This is a genomic window from Pseudomonas violetae (assembly GCF_023072615.1).
GTDB lineage: Bacteria > Pseudomonadota > Gammaproteobacteria > Pseudomonadales > Pseudomonadaceae > Aquipseudomonas > Aquipseudomonas violetae.
This window is the reverse complement of the sequence record NZ_JAKNRW010000003.1, coordinates 25588-45692: the sequence shown is the minus strand read 5'-3', so window position 1 is coordinate 45692 and position 20105 is coordinate 25588. Positions and strand designations below refer to the sequence as shown.

At 60.6% G+C, this 20105-nt stretch carries 16 protein-coding genes; 12 read left to right on the top strand and 4 right to left on the bottom strand.

Translation table 11 applies throughout. The features are described 5' to 3' along the window. Positions 1-93: 93 nt before the first annotated feature. Positions 94-1293 (top strand): succinyldiaminopimelate transaminase, encoded by a 1200-nt coding sequence (gene dapC / locus L9059_RS04535; protein ID WP_247288472.1) that lies wholly within the window; start codon positions 94-96, stop codon positions 1291-1293. A gap of 27 nt (positions 1294-1320) precedes the next feature. Here the strand turns inward: dapC and L9059_RS04530 are convergent, their stop codons facing one another. Continuing rightward, positions 1321-2952, bottom strand: coding sequence for a Na+/H+ antiporter (locus tag L9059_RS04530; RefSeq protein ID WP_247288470.1), 1632 nt, complete (start codon positions 2950-2952; stop codon positions 1321-1323). A gap of 183 nt (positions 2953-3135) precedes the next feature. Between L9059_RS04530 and L9059_RS04525 the strand changes: the two genes are divergently transcribed. The 4 genes from L9059_RS04525 to L9059_RS04510 all read left to right on the top strand — a co-directional run bounded on the left by L9059_RS04525 (position 3136) and on the right by L9059_RS04510 (position 6449). Further along, positions 3136-3498, top strand: coding sequence for an ArsC family reductase (locus tag L9059_RS04525; RefSeq protein WP_282615338.1), 363 nt, complete (start codon positions 3136-3138; stop codon positions 3496-3498). A 33-nt stretch (positions 3499-3531) separates the two neighbouring features. Then, entirely contained in the window at positions 3532-4566 is a 1035-nt protein-coding gene (gene dapD / locus L9059_RS04520; protein WP_247288468.1) for a 2,3,4,5-tetrahydropyridine-2,6-dicarboxylate N-succinyltransferase, read from the top strand. A 276-nt stretch (positions 4567-4842) separates the two neighbouring features. After that, entirely contained in the window at positions 4843-6048 is a 1206-nt protein-coding gene (locus tag L9059_RS04515; protein ID WP_247288459.1) for an aminotransferase class V-fold PLP-dependent enzyme, read from the top strand. Further along, on the top strand, positions 6045-6449 hold the full coding sequence (locus L9059_RS04510) for a SufE family protein (RefSeq protein ID WP_247288457.1): 405 nt from the start codon (positions 6045-6047) through the stop codon (positions 6447-6449). Before L9059_RS04515 ends, L9059_RS04510 begins: the two co-directional genes overlap by 4 nt. Before the next feature lie 77 nt (positions 6450-6526). On the opposite strand, the gene tcdA is transcribed toward L9059_RS04510, so the two are convergent. Then, complete coding sequence (gene tcdA, locus L9059_RS04505; protein WP_247288455.1) at positions 6527-7339, bottom strand: tRNA cyclic N6-threonylcarbamoyladenosine(37) synthase TcdA; 813 nt, start codon at positions 7337-7339, stop codon at positions 6527-6529. Between the two features lie 226 nt (positions 7340-7565). Here tcdA and L9059_RS04500 point away from each other — a divergent pair, with 226 nt between their 5' ends. The 4 genes from L9059_RS04500 (at position 7566) to L9059_RS04485 (ending at position 12758) form a co-directional block, all read left to right on the top strand. Beyond that, positions 7566-10157 (top strand): glycosyltransferase, encoded by a 2592-nt coding sequence (locus L9059_RS04500; RefSeq protein ID WP_247288453.1) that lies wholly within the window; start codon positions 7566-7568, stop codon positions 10155-10157. A 186-nt stretch (positions 10158-10343) separates the two neighbouring features. Continuing rightward, positions 10344-11495 (top strand): succinyl-diaminopimelate desuccinylase, encoded by a 1152-nt coding sequence (gene dapE, locus L9059_RS04495; RefSeq protein WP_247288442.1) that lies wholly within the window; start codon positions 10344-10346, stop codon positions 11493-11495. Next, positions 11495-12304: a putative RNA methyltransferase gene (locus L9059_RS04490; RefSeq protein ID WP_247288440.1), complete on the top strand. Its 810-nt coding sequence runs from the start codon at positions 11495-11497 to the stop codon at positions 12302-12304. The genes dapE and L9059_RS04490 overlap by 1 nt, the downstream gene beginning before the upstream one ends. A gap of 76 nt (positions 12305-12380) precedes the next feature. Further along, the gene (locus L9059_RS04485) at positions 12381-12758 is read left to right on the top strand and encodes a hypothetical protein (RefSeq protein WP_247288438.1); all 378 of its coding nucleotides are present in this window, start codon (positions 12381-12383) and stop codon (positions 12756-12758) included. 121 nt (positions 12759-12879) lie between these two features. On the opposite strand, the gene L9059_RS04480 is transcribed toward L9059_RS04485, so the two are convergent. Continuing rightward, positions 12880-13089, bottom strand: coding sequence for a cold-shock protein (locus L9059_RS04480; RefSeq protein ID WP_010462862.1), 210 nt, complete (start codon positions 13087-13089; stop codon positions 12880-12882). 164 nt (positions 13090-13253) lie between these two features. On the opposite strand from L9059_RS04480, the gene plsB reads away from it, so the two are divergent. The 3 genes from plsB to L9059_RS04465 are packed head-to-tail and all read left to right on the top strand — an operon-like array spanning position 13254 to position 16925. After that, positions 13254-15755 (top strand): glycerol-3-phosphate 1-O-acyltransferase PlsB, encoded by a 2502-nt coding sequence (gene plsB, locus L9059_RS04475; RefSeq protein WP_247288436.1) that lies wholly within the window; start codon positions 13254-13256, stop codon positions 15753-15755. Between the two features lie 54 nt (positions 15756-15809). Next, complete coding sequence (locus tag L9059_RS04470) at positions 15810-16208, top strand: YbaY family lipoprotein (protein WP_247288426.1); 399 nt, start codon at positions 15810-15812, stop codon at positions 16206-16208. A gap of 27 nt (positions 16209-16235) precedes the next feature. Beyond that, on the top strand, positions 16236-16925 hold the full coding sequence (locus L9059_RS04465; RefSeq protein WP_247288417.1) for a DUF4197 domain-containing protein: 690 nt from the start codon (positions 16236-16238) through the stop codon (positions 16923-16925). A 113-nt stretch (positions 16926-17038) separates the two neighbouring features. Here the strand turns inward: L9059_RS04465 and L9059_RS04460 are convergent, their stop codons facing one another. After that, entirely contained in the window at positions 17039-20104 is a 3066-nt protein-coding gene (locus L9059_RS04460) for an efflux RND transporter permease subunit (protein ID WP_247288415.1), read from the bottom strand. Position 20105 lies beyond the last annotated feature (1 nt).

The window sequence follows — 20105 nt, the reverse complement described above, 5'->3', positions numbered from 1 at the left end:
GCGGCCCCAAAAGCTTTGCGACTGCTGCGCAGTCGAACGGGAGCAAGCTCCCTCGCCACGCACAAGCCCACTTCTGCATTAATAGAGGCCCCCATGAACAACGCCCTGACCCAGTTGCAGCCCTACCCTTTCGAGAAGCTCCGCGCCCTGCTCGGCAGCGTCACGCCAAACCCGAACAAGCGCGCTATCGCCCTGTCCATCGGCGAGCCTAAGCACCGCTCGCCAGCTTTTGTCGCCGAAGCACTGGCAAGCAACCTGGATCAGATGGCCGTGTACCCGACCACTCTCGGCATTGCCGCACTGCGCGAAGCCATCGCCGCCTGGTGCGAACGCCGGTTCAGCGTTCCGAGCGGCTGGCTCGACCCGGCGCGTAACGTGCTGCCGGTCAACGGCACCCGCGAGGCGCTGTTCGCCTTCACCCAGACCGTGGTTAATCGTGGCGATGACGCGCTGGTGGTGAGCCCGAACCCGTTCTACCAGATCTACGAGGGTGCGGCGCTCCTGGCTGGCGCCAAGCCGTATTACCTTCCTTGTCTTGATGCAAATGGCTTCAATCCGGACTTCGACGCAGTTTCGCCGGAAATCTGGAAACGCTGCCAGATCCTGTTCCTGTGCTCGCCAGGCAATCCGACTGGTGCCCTGATTCCGGTCGAAACCCTGAAAAAGCTGATCACCCTGGCAGACGAATACGACTTCGTGATAGCCGCCGACGAGTGCTACAGCGAGCTTTACTTCGACGAACAGACTCCGCCAGCCGGCCTGCTCAGCGCCTGCGTGGAGCTGGGTCGCCAGGACTTCAAGCGCTGCGTAGTGTTCCACAGCCTGTCCAAGCGCTCCAACCTGCCAGGCTTGCGTTCGGGCTTCGTAGCCGGTGACGCAGACATCCTCAAGGGATTCCTGCTGTACCGCACTTACCACGGCTGCGCGATGCCGGTACAGACTCAACTGGCCAGCGTTGCCGCATGGAATGACGAAGTGCATGTGCGCGCTAACCGCGACCTGTACCGCGAGAAATACGACGCCGTGCTGGCAATCCTCAGCCCGGTGCTGGACGTGCAGCGCCCGGACGGCGGTTTCTACCTGTGGCCGAACGTTGAAGGTGATGACGAGGCGTTTTGCCGGGACCTGTTCGCCGAAGAACATGTAACGGTGGTGCCGGGCTCTTATCTGTCGCGTGAAGTGGATGGCTTCAATCCCGGGGCTGGCCGGGTGCGCCTGGCACTGGTTGCGCCACTGGCCGAGTGCGTCGAGGCCGCCGAACGTATCCGCGCGTTCATCCAAAGTCGCCGGTAAGCCATCGACCGCTGCCGCAGGCGGTCGTTATTTAACCTGCCCAAGATTGGCTTCGCTCAAATCCAGTTCGGCCAACACCTCACGCAGTACGTCATCGCCAATCTGGTGATGACGGCTAAGGCTATACAGTTCCAATCGCTGCGCCCGCAGTGCTTTCAAGCGCATCCGCCGCTCCAGCAAGTCCATCTGGAATGCCAGTGCCTGGGCTTCCGCAGAATCGTTGAACACCTCAAGTTGATGCCGGTATTCGGACATGATCCGCGCCTTGAGTTCGGCGGCGAGCGCTGCCTGAGCCGCGTCCTGCGGATTGGCTTCTTCGGCTTCGAGCGCATGAATCGCCGCCTCGGCGGTCTTGCGCCAGGCGTCACGCACTTCACTGCGACGTTTGTCGTCGGGGCTTTTCTCAATGCCGCGCAGCAACAAGGGCAGCGCAATACAGGCGGCAATCAGCGACAGCAGAATCACTCCCGCAGCAATGAAGATCAGCAAGTCACGCTCAGGGAATGGCGCGCCACCCATCAACATTGGCACCGACAACACGCCTGCCAGCGTCACCGCCCCGCGCACGCCGCCAACGGTCAGCAACCAGCAGGAACGGGCGGTCGGAACTTGCGCCATTTCGCCCTTTCCGCGCCAGCGGCGCAGCAGGCCCGACAATCGCCAGATGCTTTGCACCCAGACAAACCGCAACACCAACAGCACCAGGAAGATCGCCACCACGTCCAGGCAACGGAAGAACAAGGTCGGCCACAAAGATGCTTCATGACTGACAACAGCCTTGATGATGTCCGGCAGCTGCAAGCCCAGCAGCAGGAAGATCAAACCGTTAAAGGCAAACTCCAGCAGCGACCAGACGCTGCGATTGAGCAGCCGGGTACTCGTCTGGCGCGGTAGCAGGTCGAGCCAGCTCTGCATCATCCCTGCCGCTACCGCCGACAGGATGCCTGACGCTCCGAGGCGCTCGGCCAGTACGTAGGCAGCGAAAGGCAGCAACAGCATGAACACCACGTGGGTTGCCGGGTCATCCCAACCTCGCGCGATCATCCAGGAGCGCAAGCGCCCCACCAGCCAACTCAACGCGACGCCGACCGCCAGTCCGCCGACCGCTACCAGGACGAAAGTCAGGCTGGCATTGGCCAGGGAAAACACACCGGTCACGGCGGCGGCCAGGGCAAATTTGAACGTCACCAAGCCTGATGCATCGTTCATCAGTGCCTCGCCCTGCAACATGTGCATCAACGGCGTCGGCAGCCTGTTCTGCGAAATCGCCGAAACCGCCACGGCATCCGTCGGGGACAAGACTGCCGCCAGCGCAAACGCCACTGGCAAGGGAATGCTCGGCAATAACCAATGAATGAAGTAACCGGCACCCACTACGGTGAACAACACCAGTCCCACTGCCAGTGTCAGGATCGGCCCGCGCAGCCGCCACAGGTCCCGCTTGGGCATCCGCCAGCCATCGGAGAACAACAAAGGTGGCAAAAACAAAAATAGAAACAACTCAGGGTCCAGCGCCACATGCAAACCCAGCGTCGGCCAGGCCAGCAAGGCCCCGGCGCAAATTTGCACCAGCGGCAGGGGCAGCGGGATCATCCGCCCTACCAGGCGGGAAACGCTGACCAGCATGAGCAGGATGAGCACGGTATAGGCGGTTTGCACGAAGCGTTTTCCCAGGCAATCAACAGCATTGAAGTGCCATATTAGCGGTTTAGACTGCGGGTTGGCCGTTACACCAATGTCGTACTCGGGCAGGAGACGCCCACAGGGTTTTGGGTTTTAACTGAAGGGTCATGGCATAATCCTTCACCTTTTTTTTCCAGCACCTGTAAAGGGGGCAATTCCTTGACCGTTTCAAGTAAATCGTTGCACCTTTTCGGCATCAAAGCTTGCGACACCATGAAAAAGGCGCGCACCTGGCTTGATGAACACGCTGTCAGCTATGACTTCCACGATTACAAGACGGCCGGAATCGACCGTGAACACCTGACCCAGTGGTGTGACGAGCACGGCTGGCAAGTGGTGTTGAACCGCGCAGGCACGACCTTTCGCAAACTCGAAGACGAACGCAAAGCCGATCTCGACCAATCGAAAGCCATCGAACTGATGCTCGCGCAACCCTCGATGATCAAGCGCCCGGTGCTCGATCTCGGTGACCGAACCCTGATTGGCTTCAAGCCAGATATCTACGCGGCAGCGCTCAAATAAGCCAGCCCGTTCAATTTTGTTAGAGGTATTTACATGTCCACTACCCTGTTCAGCCTGGCCTTTGGTGTCGGCACCCAAAACCGTCAAGGTGCATGGCTGGAAGTATTCTACGCACAGCCACTGCTCAACCCTTCGGCCGAACTGGTCGCTGCCGTTGCGCCAATTCTCGGTTATAGCGAAGGCAACCAGGCCATCACTTTCACCACTGCGCAGGCTGCGCAACTGGCAGAAGCCGTGAAAGGCATCGACGCGGTACAAGGCAAGCTGCTGACCCGCCTGGCAGAAAGCCACAAGCCGCTGGTCGCCACCCTGCTGGCTGAAGATGCGCAACTGACTTCCACCCCTGAGGCTTACCTCAAGTTGCACCTGCTGTCCCATCGTTTGGTCAAGCCCCACGGCCTGAACCTGGCCGGGATCTTCCCGCTGCTGCCGAACGTAGCCTGGACCAGCCAGGGCGCCATCGACCTGAGCGAACTGGCCGAACTACAACTCGAAGCCCGTCTGCGCGGCGAGCTGCTGGAAGTGTTCTCGGTGGACAAGTTCCCGAAAATGACCGACTACGTCGTACCGGCCGGCGTGCGCATCGCCGATGCGGCCCGTCTGCGCCTGGGCGCTTATGTCGGTGAAGGCACAACCGTGATGCACGAAGGTTTCGTCAACTTCAACGCCGGCACCGAAGGCCCAGGCATGATCGAAGGCCGGGTATCGGCTGGCGTATTCGTCGGCAAGGGCTCCGACCTGGGCGGCGGTTGCTCCACCATGGGCACTCTGTCAGGCGGCGGCAACATCGTGATCAAAGTGGGCGAAGGCTGCCTGATCGGCGCCAACGCCGGTATCGGTATCCCGTTGGGCGATCGCAACACCGTTGAGTCGGGCCTGTACGTGACCGCTGGCACCAAGGTTGCGCTGCTGGACGAAAAAAACCAGTTGGTGAAAGTGGTCAAGGCCCGTGAACTGGCCGGTCAGTCAGACCTTCTGTTCCGCCGCAATTCGGAAACCGGTGCCGTGGAATGCAAGACCCACAAATCGGCCATCGAACTGAACGAAGCGCTGCACGCTCACAACTAAACTGCGCCAATACCCTGCAGGAGCGACCTCGCTCGCGAAAAACGCAACGACACCGCGGTTATTCAGGTAGCCAGAGTTATCGTTGACGTCCATCGCGAGCAAGCTCGCTCCTACAGATGCACAGTCAATTCTGTAGGAGCGAGCTCGCTCGCGAAAAACGCTAGTGCAACGCGGTTATTCAAGCAGCCCGAGTTATCGTTGACGTCCATCGCGAGCAAGCTCGCTCCTACAACGGGTTTGGCATTTTTCCGCCCATGTTTGGCAGGGCCAATTTGCATGATGATTCCCTCCCCGTGGCGCGCCGACTTCCCGGCCATCGCCGCGCTGCAACGGCAGGACCAGACCTATCTGGACAACGCCGCCACCACGCAAAAACCCCAAGCTCTGCTGGATGCGCTGGCGCATTACTACGCCAATGGCGCAGCCAACGTGCATCGGGCGCAGCACCTGCCTGGCGCTCACGCGACCCAGGCCTTCGAGGACAGCCGCAGCAAAGTCGGGCAATGGCTGAATGTTGGCGATTGCGGGCAGATCATCTTCACCCACGGCGCCACTTCTGCGCTGAACCTCCTGGCCTATGGCCTGGAACACTCATTCAATCCGGGCGACGAGATCGTCATCAGCGCCCTGGAGCATCACGCCAACCTGTTGCCATGGCAACAATTGGCCCGTCGTCGCGACCTGAAGCTGGTGATCCTGCCGCTCAACGCCGACGGCTTGATCGACCTCGCCGCCGCCACGCAGCTGATCGGCCCGCGCACGCGTTTGCTGGCTGTCAGCCAGTTGTCCAACGTGCTTGGCGCCTGGCAACCGCTGCCGTCCCTGTTGGCTATGGCCCGGACCCACGGCGCCATGACCGTGGTCGATGGAGCCCAGGGCGTGGTCCATGGCCGGCATGACGTGCAGGCGCTAGGATGCGACTTCTATGTGTTCTCCAGTCACAAGCTGTACGGCCCCGATGGCCTCGGCGTGTTGTTTGGGCGAAATGAAGCGCTGACACAACTGCGTCACTGGCAATTTGGCGGCGAAATGGTGCTGGATACCCAGTATCACGACGCGCGCTTTCGTCCGGCGCCGCTGGGTTTCGAGGCAGGCACTCCGCCAATTGCCAGCGTGATCGGGCTCGGTGCGACCCTGGATTATCTTGCAGGGCTGGACCAGGACGCCGTGTCGGCCCATGAAGCCGCACTGCATGACTATTTGCTCAAGGGTCTGCAGGCCCGCAACGGCATCCGTCTGCTGGGCAAACCGCAACTGGCGCTGGCCAGCTTTGTCGTCGAGGGTGTGCATAACTCGGACGTGGCGCATCTGCTGACCGAACAGGGCATTGCCGTACGCGCCGGTCACCACTGCGCCATGCCGTTGCTCAAGAGCCTTGAACTGGCCGGGGCGATTCGGGTGTCGTTGGCGCTGTACAACGACTCCGACGATCTGGAGCGGTTCTTTGAAGCGCTGGACCAGGCCCTGGAGTTACTGCGATGAACCTGCCAGCGGATGCCGTCACGGCGCTGGATACCTTCCAGAAAGCCGCAGGCTGGGAACAACGTGCGCGCCTGCTGATGCAGTGGGGCGACGGCCTGCCTGCGCTCAGCGATGAGGACAAAGTCGACGGCAACCGCGTGCACGGCTGTGAAAGCCAGATGTGGCTGGTAGGCTCGCTGCAGGACGGCCACTGGCAGTTTGCCGCGAGCAGCGACGCGCGATTGATCCGCGGGCTGGTGGCGTTGCTGCTGGCGCGGGTCAACGGACTCTCGGCCAGTGAGTTGAAGCAGGTCGATTTACCGGACTGGTTCAATCAGCTTGGACTGAGCCGGCAACTCTCCCCTTCACGCAGCAATGGCCTCAATGCAGTCCTGCAACGCATGCAAGAACTCGCCCCGTAGCTGCCGAAGGCTGCTATCTTTGGCGCCAGTGGTGACGCTGTAGATCAACAGATCGCAGCCTTCGGCAGCTCCGAGGTCTATGCTTCGGGTTTGATGCGATCCGCCGGGCGCCGCACGCCCGCCACAATCTTGTCCACAGCCTTGGTCGCCGCGACCATGCCGAACGTCGCCGTGACCATCATCACCGCACCAAACCCGCCCGCGCAGTCCAGCTTCACCCCATCGCCCACAAAACTCTTCTGCAGGCAAATACTGCCATCCGGTTTCGGGTAGCGTAGTTGCTCGGTGGAAAACACGCACGGCACGCTGTAATGGCGCGTCACGGTGCGCGAGAAGTTGTAATCGCGGCGCAGTGTGGAGCGTACTTTCGAAGCCAGTGGGTCATTGAACGTACGGTTCAGGTCACAGACCTGGATCAGCGTCGGATCAATCTGCCCGCCCGCGCCGCCGGTCGTGATGATCTGGATCTTGCGGCGCTTGCACCAGGCGATCAACGCCGCCTTGGCGTTGACGCTGTCGATGCAGTCGATCACACAGTCGATGTTCGGCGTGATGTACTCAGCCATGGTCTCGCGGGTGACGAAATCCGCCACCGCGTGCACCGTGCAATCCGGGTTGATCCCGCGCAAACGCTCGGCCATCACCTCGACCTTGGGCTTGCCCACCGTGCTGTCCAGTGCGTGCAACTGGCGATTGGCGTTACTGACGCAGACGTCGTCCAGATCAAACAGCGAAATCTCGCCCACGCCGCACCGGGCAATGGCTTCCGCCGCCCAGGAACCGACGCCACCGACGCCGACGATTGCCACATGCGCGGCGCGCAGGCGCCCAAGGCCTTCGATGCCATACAAGCGGGCGATTCCGGCAAAGCGTGGATCTTCTGTACTCATGACCATTACCCCAAAAACCGGCGCGCATTATAGGGCTATCAAGCAACAAGTTTTAAGCTTCGCCGACAAGTGTAAGAACTTATGTGAAACCGGAGTGCCCAATGTCAGGCATTTCCCTGTTAGCTGTACGGTCAGAGAACCCCCAGTGTAGGATGCGCGCCCCTGCCTCTGGCAGTCAGTTGCCAACCGCTCCTTCGTTCCACAGCCTTTGGAACCCGAAAAAGCTATGTCATCGCGTAAATTTGGACTCAACCTGGTCGTGGTGCTCGCCATCGCAGCCTTGTTTACCGGCTTCTGGGCGCTGATCAATCGCCCGGTCTCCGCTCCCAACTGGCCCGAACAGATCTCCGGCTTCTCCTATTCGCCATTCCAGCAAGGCCAGTACCCGCAAAAAGATCAATATCCAAACGACGATGAAATGCGCCGTGACCTGGAGATCATGAGCAAGCTGACGGATAACATCCGCACTTACTCGGTCGACGGCACGTTGGGTGATATTCCCAAACTGGCGGAAGAGTTCGGCTTGCGAGTGACCCTCGGCATCTGGATCAGCCCCGACCAGGAGCGCAATGAACGGGAAATCCTGCGCGCGATTGAAATCGCCAACACGTCGCGCAGTGTGGTTCGGGTGGTTGTAGGAAACGAGGCAATTTTCCGTAAGGAAATTACCGCTGCGGAACTGAGCATGATCCTCGATCGCGTAAGGGCGGCGGTGAAGGTACCTGTGACCACGTCCGAACAATGGCACGTCTGGGAAGAACACCCGGAGCTGGCCAGACACGTCGACCTGATCGCCGCTCACGTATTGCCTTACTGGGAGTTCATCCCGGTGGACAAGGCCGGACAATTTGTCTTGGACCGCGCCCGTGACCTGAAGAAAATGTTCCCCAAGAAACCCTTGCTGCTCTCGGAAGTTGGCTGGCCAAGTAACGGCCGCATGCGCGGCGGCACCGACGCCAGTCCGGCGGATCAGGCCATCTACCTGCGCACCCTGGTCAACACGCTCAACCGCCAAGGGTTCAACTACTTCGTGATTGAAGCCTTTGACCAGCCGTGGAAAGCCAGCGACGAAGGTTCGGTAGGCGCGTACTGGGGCGTTTTCAACGCAGCTCGCCAGCAGAAATTCAACTTCGTAGGCCCGGTCGTTGCGATCCCGCAATGGCGCGTGCTGGCGATCGGCTCGGCAGTGCTGGCCCTGTTGTCCCTGACGCTGCTGATGATCGACGGCTCGGCACTGCGACAGCGTGGCCGAACCTTCCTGACCTTCATCGCCTTTCTCTGCGGCTCGGTCCTAGTGTGGATCGGTTACGACTACAGCCAACAATACAGCACCTGGTTCAGCCTGACGGTGGGGTTTCTGCTCGCTCTCGGTGCTCTCGGCGTGTTCATCGTGCTGCTGACCGAGGCCCATGAACTGGCGGAAGCGGTCTGGACTCACAAACGTAGACGCGAATTCCTGCCGGTAGTGGGCAACTCGGACTACAGGCCAAAAGTCTCGATCCACGTGCCTTGCTATAACGAGCCACCGGAGATGGTCAAACAGACCCTCAACGCCCTCGCCAACCTCGACTATCCAGACTTCGAAGTCCTGATCATCGACAACAACACCAAGGACCCGGCCGTCTGGGAACCGGTGCAGGCCTACTGCGAAACCCTGGGACCTCGCTTCAAGTTTTTCCACGTCGCGCCCCTCGCCGGTTTCAAGGGTGGCGCTCTGAACTACCTGATCCCGCACACCGCCAAGGATGCCGAGGTCATTGCGGTGATCGACTCCGATTACTGCGTCGACCCGAACTGGCTCAAGCACATGGTGCCGCACTTTGCCGATCCGAAGATCGCCGTGGTGCAGTCGCCGCAGGATTACCGCGACCAGAACGAAAGCACCTTCAAGAAGTTGTGCTACGCGGAATACAAAGGCTTCTTCCACATCGGCATGGTGACCCGCAACGACCGTGACGCGATCATCCAGCACGGCACCATGACCATGACCCGTCGCTCAGTGCTCGAGGAGCTGGGCTGGGCTGACTGGTGCATCTGTGAAGACGCCGAGCTGGGTCTGCGGGTGTTCGAAAAAGGCCTGTCGGCAGCGTACTACCACACCAGCTACGGCAAGGGGTTGATGCCCGATACCTTTATCGACTTCAAGAAGCAGCGTTTCCGCTGGGCCTACGGTGCGATACAGATTATCAAACGGCACACCGCAAGCCTGCTGCGCGGCAAGGACACCGAACTGACCCGTGGCCAGCGCTACCACTTCCTCGCAGGCTGGCTGCCGTGGGTGGCGGATGGCATGAACATCTTCTTTACCGTCGGCGCCCTGTTGTGGTCGGCGGCGATGATCATCGTGCCGCAGCGGGTCGATCCACCGTTGCTGATTTTCGCGATTCCGCCCCTGGCGCTGTTCGTGTTCAAGGTCGGCAAGATCATCTTCCTGTACCGCCGTGCGGTCGGGGTCAACCTGAAGGATGCGTTCTGCGCGGCATTGGCAGGGCTGGCGTTGTCGCACACCATCGCCAAAGCGGTGCTGTACGGTTTCTTCACCAGCAGTATTCCGTTCTTCCGCACACCGAAAAATGCCGATAACCACGGCTTCTGGGTGGCGATTTCGGAGGCACGGGAAGAGGTGTTCATTATGTTGCTGTTGTGGGGCGCGGCACTGGGGATCTTCCTGGTGAACGGTTTGCCAAGTAACGACATGCGCTTTTGGGTCACCATGTTGCTGGTGCAATCGCTGCCTTACCTGGCGGCGTTGATCATGGCGTTCCTGTCTTCGTTGCCCAAACCCGCCGCCGAGCCGGAGACGGTCCCTGCAGTCTAAATCTTTGCCGATGTACTAAACGGCGGCCAATGGCCGCCGTTTTGCTTTAAGATAATCGCCATTTTGCAGGGCTTGACGGGGTATGCGCTCTTACTGAGCGTACTCTAAATCTGTGGGAGCGGGCTCGCGAGCAAGCCCGCTCCCACAGGTGGTCCGCGCCCATATTCAAGTTTTCCGGAGTTTTTCATGACGGTCCATGCCGACCTTTCGCCGACGCTTCAACTCGCCATCGACCTGATCCGTCGTCCGTCCGTGACGCCGCTCGACGCCGATTGCCAGAAGCAGATGATGCAGCGCCTGGGCGATGCCGGTTTCACGCTGGAGCCGATGCGCATCGAGGATGTGGATAACTTCTGGGCCACCCATGGTCAGGAAGATGGCCCGGTGCTGTGTTTCGCCGGCCACACCGACGTAGTGCCAACCGGCCCGGTGACTGCATGGCAGATCGACCCGTTCAACGCGCTGATCGATGAACACGGCATGCTCTGCGGCCGTGGGGCGGCAGACATGAAGGGCAGCTTGGCGTCCATGACTGTAGCCGCCGAGCGCTTCGTTGCCGACTACCCGAACCACAAGGGCAAGGTCGCGTTCCTGATCACCAGCGACGAAGAAGGCCCCGCGCATCATGGGACCAAGGCCGTGATCGAACGACTGGCGGCACGCAAGGAGCGCCTGGACTGGTGCATCGTCGGCGAACCGTCGAGCACCACGCTGGTGGGCGATGTGGTCAAGAATGGTCGCCGAGGCTCCCTGGGTGCCAAATTGACCGTGCGCGGCGTGCAAGGTCACGTGGCCTACCCGCACTTGGCGAAGAACCCGATCCACCTCGCAGCCCCAGCGCTGGCCGAACTGGCTGCCGAGCACTGGGACAACGGCAACGACTTCTTCCCGCCTACCAGCTTTCAGATTTCCAACGTGAATTCCGGCACCGGCGCAACCAACGTGATCCCGGGCGACCTGGTGGCGGTATTCAACTTCCGCTTCTCCACTGAGTCCACCGTTGAAGGCCTGCAAAAGCGCGTTGCCGACATCCTCGACCAGCACGGCCTGGACTGGCACATCGACTGGGCGTTGTCCGGCCTGCCATTCCTGACCGAGCCGGGCGCGTTGCTGAATGCCGTTGCATCGAGCATCAAGGACATCACAGGTCGCGATACCCAGGCATCCACCAGCGGTGGCACCTCCGACGGACGTTTCATCGCGACCATGGGCACCCAGGTCGTCGAACTGGGGCCGGTCAACGCGACCATCCACCAGATCAACGAGCGCGTGCTGGCCGCCGATCTCGACGTGCTGACCGAAATCTACTACCAGACCCTGATCAAGTTGCTCGCCTGATGCTCGCCTGCCCGATCTGTAGCGAACCGCTGAACGCGGTGGATAACGGCGTGGCGTGCCCCGCCGGGCACCGGTTCGACCGCGCACGCCAGGGTTATCTCAACCTGCTGCCGGTACAGCACAAAAACAGCCGCGACCCTGGGGATAACCAGGCGATGGTCGAGGCACGCCGCGACTTCCTCAACGCCGGTCATTACGCCCCGGTTGCCCGGCGCCTGGCCGAACTGGCGACTCAGTACGCGCCGCAACGCTGGCTGGATATCGGTTGTGGCGAGGGCTACTACACCGCGCAGATCGCCCAGGCCCTGCCCAATGCTGACGGCTATGCGCTGGACATCTCCCGGGAGGCGGTCAAACGCGCCTGCAAGCGCAACCCGCAGCTGACCTGGTTGATTGCCAGTATGGCGCGGGTGCCGCTGGCTTCCGGCAGTTGCCAGTTCCTGGCCAGCGTCTTCAGCCCGCTGGACTGGGAAGAAGCCAAGCGCATGCTCAGCCCCGGGGGCGGCCTGATGAAGGTTGGGCCGACCAGTGGCCACCTGATGGAGTTACGCGAGCGCCTGTACGATGAAGTCCGTGAATACACCGACGACAAGCATCTGGCACTGGTGCCAGTGGGCATGGTGCTGCAACACAGTGAAACTTTGGAATTTCGCCTGACCCTGGACAGTGGTCAGGACCGTGCCAACCTGCTGGCAATGACCCCCCATGGCTGGCGCGCAAGTGCCGAACGCCGGACTGCGGTCATCGAGCAAGTTGAACCGTTCGAGGTCACCGTTTCAATGCGTTACGATTACTTTGTACTTCAATAATTTTTGGTCTTGAGTTAACAACTTGAGACCGGCTAAATCCGCGAATGGATTTTTCAGACCCGCAGTGAGGACATCCATGCGCCAACCCGATATCGAGATATACCTGAAAGACGCTGACGTCGACTACAAGGCTGTCGCAGCCTGGCTCGGCGAAGCCTTGGGGCCGTGCACCGACTGGGTCCAGAAGGGCCAGACCTACAAGTGCACGGCCGGCAATGTCCCGGTGACCTGGTTGCCCAAGGCTGTAGGGAAATGGAACAGCCTGTACCTGGAAAGCGACCAGACCCCATGGGAAGACGACATCGCCTGCGCCCGCGCTGCGTTTGCCGCGCTGAACGTCGAAGTGCGCTGCGCACCGGGAAGCTGGGTCGAGGAAGAAGGCGAAGAGTCGGCGGATCGCTGGATGCGTATCAGCGCCGATGGTGAAGAAGAGATCACCTGGAAAACCGTTTAAAAACTGTGGGAGCGGGCTTGCCCGCGAATGCGCTCTGTCAGTCGTAGATGATGTTGACGGATACACCGCAATCGCGGGCAAGCCCGCTCCCACAGGGTCTGGTGTGATCTGAAGAATGCTTTTACAGACCTACAACATCCTCAGCCTGCAACCCCTTCTCCCCCGTCACCACCGCATATTCAACCTGCTGACCTTCAGCCAGCGAACGATGTCCCTCACCACGGATTGCGCGGTAGTGCACGAACACGTCCACCCCGTCCTCGCGCTGAATGAAGCCGTAGCCCTTGGCGTCGTTGAACCACTTCACATTGCCGGTCTCGCGCGTTGCCATGAATCGTACCTCTTCTTTTTATTGTTGAGGGGCGAGTATATGACAGCCCGGAAAACTCTCAACGCAACTTTACTTACCCGCTTTTTTGCCGATTTTCGATGAATCCGGCACACTATCGGCCGCCCGAGCAAATGCTTGGTCTCATTCACTCACGCAGAAGCCGTATGACCCGCTCCCCGTTCCGCCGTCTAGTGTTTGGCACCCTGCGCCGACTGCTGTACCTCTGGGTTCGCTCAGAGACGATCAACCAGTCGTCGTTCACCCTCAACCTCGACCGCAGCCGGCCGGTGCTCTACGTCCTGCAAAACCCTTCGCTGACCGATCTTGCCGTGGTCGATGCCGAATGCACCAAGGCCGGCCTGCCGCGCCCTGTCCTGCCGGTGTCGGTGGGCAACCTGCTGGAACCGGCAGCGTTCTTTTACCTGACGCCCGACCCCGACTGGCTTGGCCGCCAGGACAAGCGTGGCGCGCCGCCGACCCTGACCCGCCTGGTCAGTGCCCTGAGCCAGAATGCCGCCGAAGACGCGCAGATCATTCCGGTCAGCGTGTTCTGGGGCCAGTCACCAGACAGCGAGTCGAGCCCTTGGAAACTGCTGTTCGCCGACAGTTGGGCCGTCACCGGGCGCCTGCGCCGGTTGCTCAGCATCATCGTGCTGGGGCGCAAGACCCGGGTACAGTTTTCCGCGCCAATCCACTTGCGTGAGTTGATTGACCACAACAAGGGCCACGAGCGTACAGTGCGCATGGCCCAGCGAATCCTGCGGGTACACTTTCGCAACCTGAAAGCTGCGGTGATCGGTCCGGACATTTCCCACCGTCGCAACCTGGTCAAGGGTCTGCTCAACCAGCCGCTGGTCAAGCAGGCGATCCTCGACGAAGCTGAGCGCGAAAACATTTCCCCGGAAAAAGCCAAAGCCCAGGCCCTGCGCTACGGCAACGAGATCGCCTCGGACTACACCTATACCGCGATCCGCTTCCTGGAAGTGGTGCTGAGCTGGTTCTGGAACAAGATCTACGACGGGATCAAGGTGAACCACATCGAAGGCGTGCAAAAGGTCGCCCAGGGGCACGAAGTCATCTATGTGCCGTGCCATCGCAGCCATATCGATTACCTGCTGCTGTCCTACCTGCTGTTCCGCAATGGCCTGACCCCGCCGCACATCGCCGCCGGGATCAACCTCAACATGCCGGTGATCGGTAGCCTATTGCGCCGCGGCGGGGCGTTTTTCATGCGCCGCACATTCAAGGGAAATCCGCTCTACACCTCGGTGTTCAACGAATACCTGCATACCCTGTTCACCAAAGGCTTTCCGGTCGAATATTTCGTCGAGGGGGGCCGTTCACGCACCGGGCGCATGCTCCAACCGAAAACCGGGATGCTGGCGATAACCCTGCGCAGTTTCCTGCGTTCCTCGCGGATGCCTATCGTCTTCGTGCCGGTGTACATCGGTTACGAGCGGGTACTGGAAGGCCGCACGTATCTGGGCGAGCTGCGTGGGGCCACGAAGAAGAAGGAGTCGATCTTCGACATCTTCAAGGTCATTGGCGCCCTCAAGCAACGCTTCGGTCAGGTGGCCGTCAACTTCGGCGAGCCGATCAAGCTGGCGGAGTTCCTCGACAGCGAACAGCCTGACTGGCGCCAGCAGGCGCTCGGCCCGCAGTTCAAACCGGCGTGGCTCAACGAAACCACCAACCGCCTTGGCGAGAAAGTTGCGCAGCACCTGAACGAAGCGGCAGCAATCAATCCGGTCAACCTGGTAGCGCTCGCGCTGCTCTCCACCAGCCGCCTGGCCCTGGACGACCGCGCCATGGCGCGGGTGCTCGACCTGTACCTGGCGCTACTGCGCAAAGTGCCGTACTCGCCGCATACCACCCTGCCGGAAGGCGATGGTCGGGCGCTGATCGAGCACGTAAAGGACATGGACCTGCTCTCCGAGCAGAGCGATGCCTTGGGCAAGATCCTGTATCTGGATGAGCAGAACGCCGTCCTGATGACCTACTACCGCAACAACGTGCTGCATATCTTCGCGCTGCCCGCGCTACTAGCCAGTTTCTTCCAGAGCGCCTCGCGCATGAGCCGGGAGCAGATCCTGCGCTATACCCGCGCGCTGTATCCATACCTGCAGTCGGAGCTGTTCATCCGCTGGTCCTTGGACGAGCTGGATGCGGTGGTCGATCAATGGCTTGAGGCGTTCGTCGAGCAAGGTCTGTTACGATTCGAAAATAATGTTTACCTGCGCCCCGCACCGAGCTCGCGGCACTTCGTGTTGCTGACCCTACTGTCCAAGAGCATCGCCCAGACCTTGCAGCGCTTCTACATGACCGTGTCCCTGCTGCTCAACAGCGGTCAGCACAGTATCAGCGCCGAAGAACTGGAAGACCTGTGCACCGTCATGGCCCAGCGCCTGTCGATCCTGCACGGGCTGAACGCGCCGGAATTCTTCGACAAGAGCCTGTTCCGGCACTTCATCCAGACTCTGCTCGACCTTGACGTGTTGCGCCGTGACGAAGCCGGCAAGCTGAGCTATCACGAGCTGCTTGGCGAACTGGCCGAAGGCGCGGCGAAGCGGGTGTTACCGGCCGAGATTCGCCTGTCGATCCGCCAAGTGGCGCTGCACCGCAGTGAAGATGCGGCGGATCAGCCACCCGCTCAACCTGAGACATGAAGAAACCCGCGTGTGGGAGCGGGCTTGCTCCCACATTTAGAATGGAGACCCCCCATGAAAAAACTCTCGCTCCTGGCCGCAGCCACCCTGCTCAGCGCCTGTCAATCAATGCAACCCGCGGCAAAAACCAGCCTCGACGGCGAAGTTTTCTACCTGCAACGCATCGCCCTGCCGCCGACCGCCACCTTGAGCGTCAGCTTGCAGGACGTCTCCCTGGCCGACGCGCCAGCGATAGTCCTCGACGAACAGAAAGGCCCGGTCAAAGGCCAGGTGCCGCTGCCGTTTCACCTGAGCTACGATCCGGCGCAGGTCAAGCCTGGGCATCGTTACTCGGTCAGCGCGCGCATCGAAGTGGATGGCCAGTTACTGTTCATCACCACCGAAAATCACGCCGTGAAACTGGATGGCAGTGATCCGCAGCCGTTGAAGATTCGCGTAGACGCCGCTCGCTAACGCACTATTACCTTTAAGGAAGCCGCCATGCACCCCATGACCCTCCGCTTCACCGGCCTCTGTGCAGGCTTGCTGATGTGCGCCAACGCCATGGCGCTGTCGCTCAATGACCTGTCGCAAAAAGACGCTACCGGCGGCCTCAAGGACGCCCTGACCCAGGGCGCCCAGCTCGCCGTCAAACAACTCGGCGCTCCGGGCGGCTTCAGCAACAACCCGGAAGTGAAAATCGAGCTGCCGGGCAAACTGGGCAAGGTCGCCAGCAAAATGAAACAGTTCGGCATGGGTGCCCAGGTCGATCAACTGGAGACCAGCATGAACAAGGCCGCTGAAACGGCCGTGGTCCAGGCCCAGCCGATTCTTGTCGATGCGGTGAAGAAGATGACGGTCGACGATGCCAAGGGCATCCTCAGCGGCGGCAATGACTCGGCCACCCAGTACCTGAGCAAAACCAGTCGCGAACAGATCCGCGTCAAGTTCCTGCCCATCGTCAAGCAAGCCACCGACCAGGTCGGCCTGGCCAAGCAATACAACGCCTTCGCCGGCCAGGCGGCTACTCTGGGTGTACTGGACGCCAAGAACGCCAACATCGAAGGTTACGTGACCGAACAGGCACTGAATGGCCTGTTCGAGATGATTGGCAAACAGGAAGAAACCATCCGCAACAACCCGGCCGCTGCGGCGACCAGTTTGGCGAAGAAGGTGTTTGGCAGCCTGTAAACAGTGGGAGCAAAGCTTGCTGCGGGTGGCGTTCCGACGATAGCCCTGAGGCGATCTGCGAGTGAAATCGCGTAGCATCGATCACGAGCAAGCTTTGCTCCCACAGGGGAGGATCAGGCCGGGTCCTTCCTGATACGGAACCATGCCGCATACAAGGCCGGCAGGAACAACAACGTTAACGCTGTCGCCACGATCAACCCTCCCATGATGGCAACCGCCATCGGCCCGAAGAACACGCTGCGTGACAGCGGGATCATCGCCAGCACTGCCGCCAGCGCCGTCAGCACAATCGGCCGGAAGCGCCGGACCGTGGCTTCGATGATCGCTTGCCAAGGCTTGAGTCCGGCGGCGATGTCCTGTTCGATCTGGTCTACCAGGATCACCGAGTTGCGCATGATCATCCCTGACAGGGCGATGGTCCCCAGCATCGCGACGAACCCGAACGGCTGACGGAATACCAACAGGAACAGCGTCACGCCGATCAGCCCCAGCGGCGCGGTCAGGAACACCATGACCGTGCGCGAAAAGCTGCGCAGTTGCAGCATCAGCAACGTTAGCACCACCACGATAAACAATGGCACGCCGGCCTTCACCGAGTTCTGGCCGCGGGCCGAATCCTCGACGGTGCCGCCGACATCCAGCAGGTAACCGTCCGGCAGTTCGGCGCGAATCGGGTCGAGGGTCGGCAGGATCTGTTTCACCAGGGTCGCCGGTTGCTCCTTGCCATAGATATCAGCGCGCACCGTGACGTTGGGCAGACGATTACGGTGCCAGATGATGCCCTCTTCAAAGCCATACTCCAGGGTCGCGATCTGCGACAGCGCCACGCTGCGTCCGTTGTCGGTCGGCACGGCGAGGCTCGGCAGCAATGACAGCTCGGTGCGCTCGTGCAGGGTGCCGCGCAGCAGGATCTCGATCAATTCGTTGTCTTCGCGATACTGGCTGACGCTGGAACCGGTAAGGGAACTCTGGAGGAATTTCGACAGACTCGCCGTGCTCACCCCAAGCGCCCGGGCACGGTCCTGATCGACGTTCAGGTACACCACCTTGCTCGGTTCTTCCCAGTCCAGGTGCACGTTGACCACATGCGGATTCTCGCGCACTTTCGCCGCGACCTTGCGCGCCAGGGCACGCACTTCCTCAATGTGTTCGCCGGTGACCCGGAACTGTACGGGATAACCCACAGGCGGGCCGTTTTCCAGGCGCGTAACGCGCGAACGCAGCGCCGGAAACTGTTCGTTTAGGGTCTCGATCAACCAAGTGCGCAGGGGTTCGCGGTCCTCGATGGTCTTGGCCAGCACCACAAACTGGGCGAAGCTCGCAGCGGGCAGTTGCTGATCCAGCGGCAGGTAAAAGCGCGGTGACCCGGTGCCCACGTAGGCCACGTAATTATCGATGCCGGCATGATCCTTCAGCAGCGCTTCGAGGCGTTTGACCTCCTCGGCGGTATTGCTCAGGGATGCGCCCTCGGCCAGCTTCAGGTCGACCATCAGTTCCAGGCGACCGGAAGCCGGGAAAAATTGCTGCGGCACAAAGCGGAACAACGCAATAGAGGCAATGAACAACACCACAGTCAGTACGATCACCGTCTTGCGCCAGCGCACGCACCACTCCACCAGGCGCCGCACCCGCTGATAGAAAGGCGTGCCGTAAGGATCCGGCTGGCCACTGCCATGTTTGGCTGCGTGAATTTTAGCCAGATCAGGCAGGAGCTTTTCTCCCAGGTAGGGTACAAAGACGACGGCAGCGACCCAGGACGCCAGCAGCGCGATGGTCACTACCTGGAAGATCGAGCGGGTGTACTCACCTGTCCCCGATTGCGCCGTGGCAATCGGCAGGAAGCCGGCCGCGGTGATCAGCGTGCCGGTGAGCATCGGGAACGCTGTGCTGGTCCAGGCATAGCTGGCCGCCTTGATCCGGTCGAAGCCTTGTTCCATTTTTATCGCCATCATTTCCACGGCGATGATCGCATCGTCCACCAACAAGCCCAGCGCCAGCACCAAGGCACCGAGGGAGATCTTGTGCAGGCCTATGCCGAGGTAATACATGCAGGCGAATGTCATCGCCAGCACCAGGGGAATCGCCAGCGCCACGACCATGCCGGTGCGCACGCCAAGGGAGAAGAAACTCACCAGCAACACGATCGCCAGGGCTTCCACCAGGACCTGGATGAACTCACCTACACCGGTTTTCACCGCGGCGGGCTGGTCCGAGACCTTGCGCAACTGCATGCCCGCCGGAAGGTTCTGCTGGATGCGGTCGAATTCGACTTCCAGCGCCTTGCCCAGCACCAGAATGTCGCCGCCGCCCTTCATCGCAACGGCCAGGCCGATGGCGTCCTGCGCCATGAAGCGCATACGTGGCGCGGGCGGGTCGTTGAAACCACGGCGTACGTCAGCCACATCGGAAATTCGGAACGTACGATCGCCCACCCGGATCGGAAACTTCTTTATCTCATCAACTGACTGAAAATTCCCCGAAACCCGCAGTTGCAAGCGCTCGCTGCTGGTTTCGAAGAACCCCGCCGTGGACATCGCGTTCTGTTCTTCCAAAGCTTGCTGCACCGCAGCCAAGGGCAAACCGAGGGTGGCGAGTTTGACGTTGGATAGCTCGATCCAGATTTTCTCGTCCTGCAGGCCAAGCAACTCGACCTTGTCCACATCCTTAACCCGTTGCAGCTGGATTTGGATGCGATCGGCGTAGTCCTTGAGCACCGCGTAGTCGAAACCATCGCCGGTCAGGGCGTAGATGTTGCCGAAGGTGGTGCCAAATTCATCGTTGAAGAACGGCCCCTGGATGCCCGGGGGCAAGGTGTGGCGAATGTCGCTGATTTTCTTGCGCACCTGATACCACAGCTCGGGAATCTGCACCGAGTGCATGGAGTCCCGGGCGATAAAAGTCACCTGGGACTCACCCGGACGGGAAAACGACACGATCCGTTCGTACTCCCCGGTTTCCATCAATTTCTTTTCGATGCGTTCGGTGACCTGCCGCGAGACCTCCTCGGCGGTTGCGCCCGGCCAATTGGTACGAATCACCATGGCCTTGAAGGTGAACGGCGGGTCTTCGCTCTGGCCAAGTTTGGTGTAGGAAAGCGCTCCAACCACGGCCAGCAACAGCATCAGGAACAGCACGATCTGGCGGTTACGCAACGCCCATTCGGAAAGATTGAAGCCCATG

Bases quoted from the DNA above. Each gene is read 5' to 3' on its own strand.
- dapC (WP_247288472.1), top strand. From the start codon at position 94: ATGAACAACGCCCTGACCCAGTTGCAGCCCTACCCTTTCGAGAAGCTC.
- dapD (WP_247288468.1), top strand. From the start codon at position 3,532: ATGTCCACTACCCTGTTCAGCCTGGCCTTTGGTGTCGGCACCCAAAAC.
- L9059_RS04515 (WP_247288459.1), top strand. From the start codon at position 4,843: ATGATGATTCCCTCCCCGTGGCGCGCCGACTTCCCGGCCATCGCCGCG.
- L9059_RS04510 (WP_247288457.1), top strand. From the start codon at position 6,045: ATGAACCTGCCAGCGGATGCCGTCACGGCGCTGGATACCTTCCAGAAA.
- tcdA (WP_247288455.1), bottom strand. From the start codon at position 7,339: ATGAGTACAGAAGATCCACGCTTTGCCGGAATCGCCCGCTTGTATGGC.
- L9059_RS04500 (WP_247288453.1), top strand. From the start codon at position 7,566: ATGTCATCGCGTAAATTTGGACTCAACCTGGTCGTGGTGCTCGCCATC.
- dapE (WP_247288442.1), top strand. From the start codon at position 10,344: ATGACGGTCCATGCCGACCTTTCGCCGACGCTTCAACTCGCCATCGAC.
- L9059_RS04490 (WP_247288440.1), top strand. From the start codon at position 11,495: ATGCTCGCCTGCCCGATCTGTAGCGAACCGCTGAACGCGGTGGATAAC.
- L9059_RS04485 (WP_247288438.1), top strand. From the start codon at position 12,381: ATGCGCCAACCCGATATCGAGATATACCTGAAAGACGCTGACGTCGAC.
- L9059_RS04480 (WP_010462862.1), bottom strand. From the start codon at position 13,089: ATGGCAACGCGCGAGACCGGCAATGTGAAGTGGTTCAACGACGCCAAG.
- plsB (WP_247288436.1), top strand. From the start codon at position 13,254: ATGACCCGCTCCCCGTTCCGCCGTCTAGTGTTTGGCACCCTGCGCCGA.
- L9059_RS04470 (WP_247288426.1), top strand. From the start codon at position 15,810: ATGAAAAAACTCTCGCTCCTGGCCGCAGCCACCCTGCTCAGCGCCTGT.
- L9059_RS04465 (WP_247288417.1), top strand. From the start codon at position 16,236: ATGCACCCCATGACCCTCCGCTTCACCGGCCTCTGTGCAGGCTTGCTG.
- L9059_RS04460 (WP_247288415.1), bottom strand. From the start codon at position 20,104: ATGGGCTTCAATCTTTCCGAATGGGCGTTGCGTAACCGCCAGATCGTG.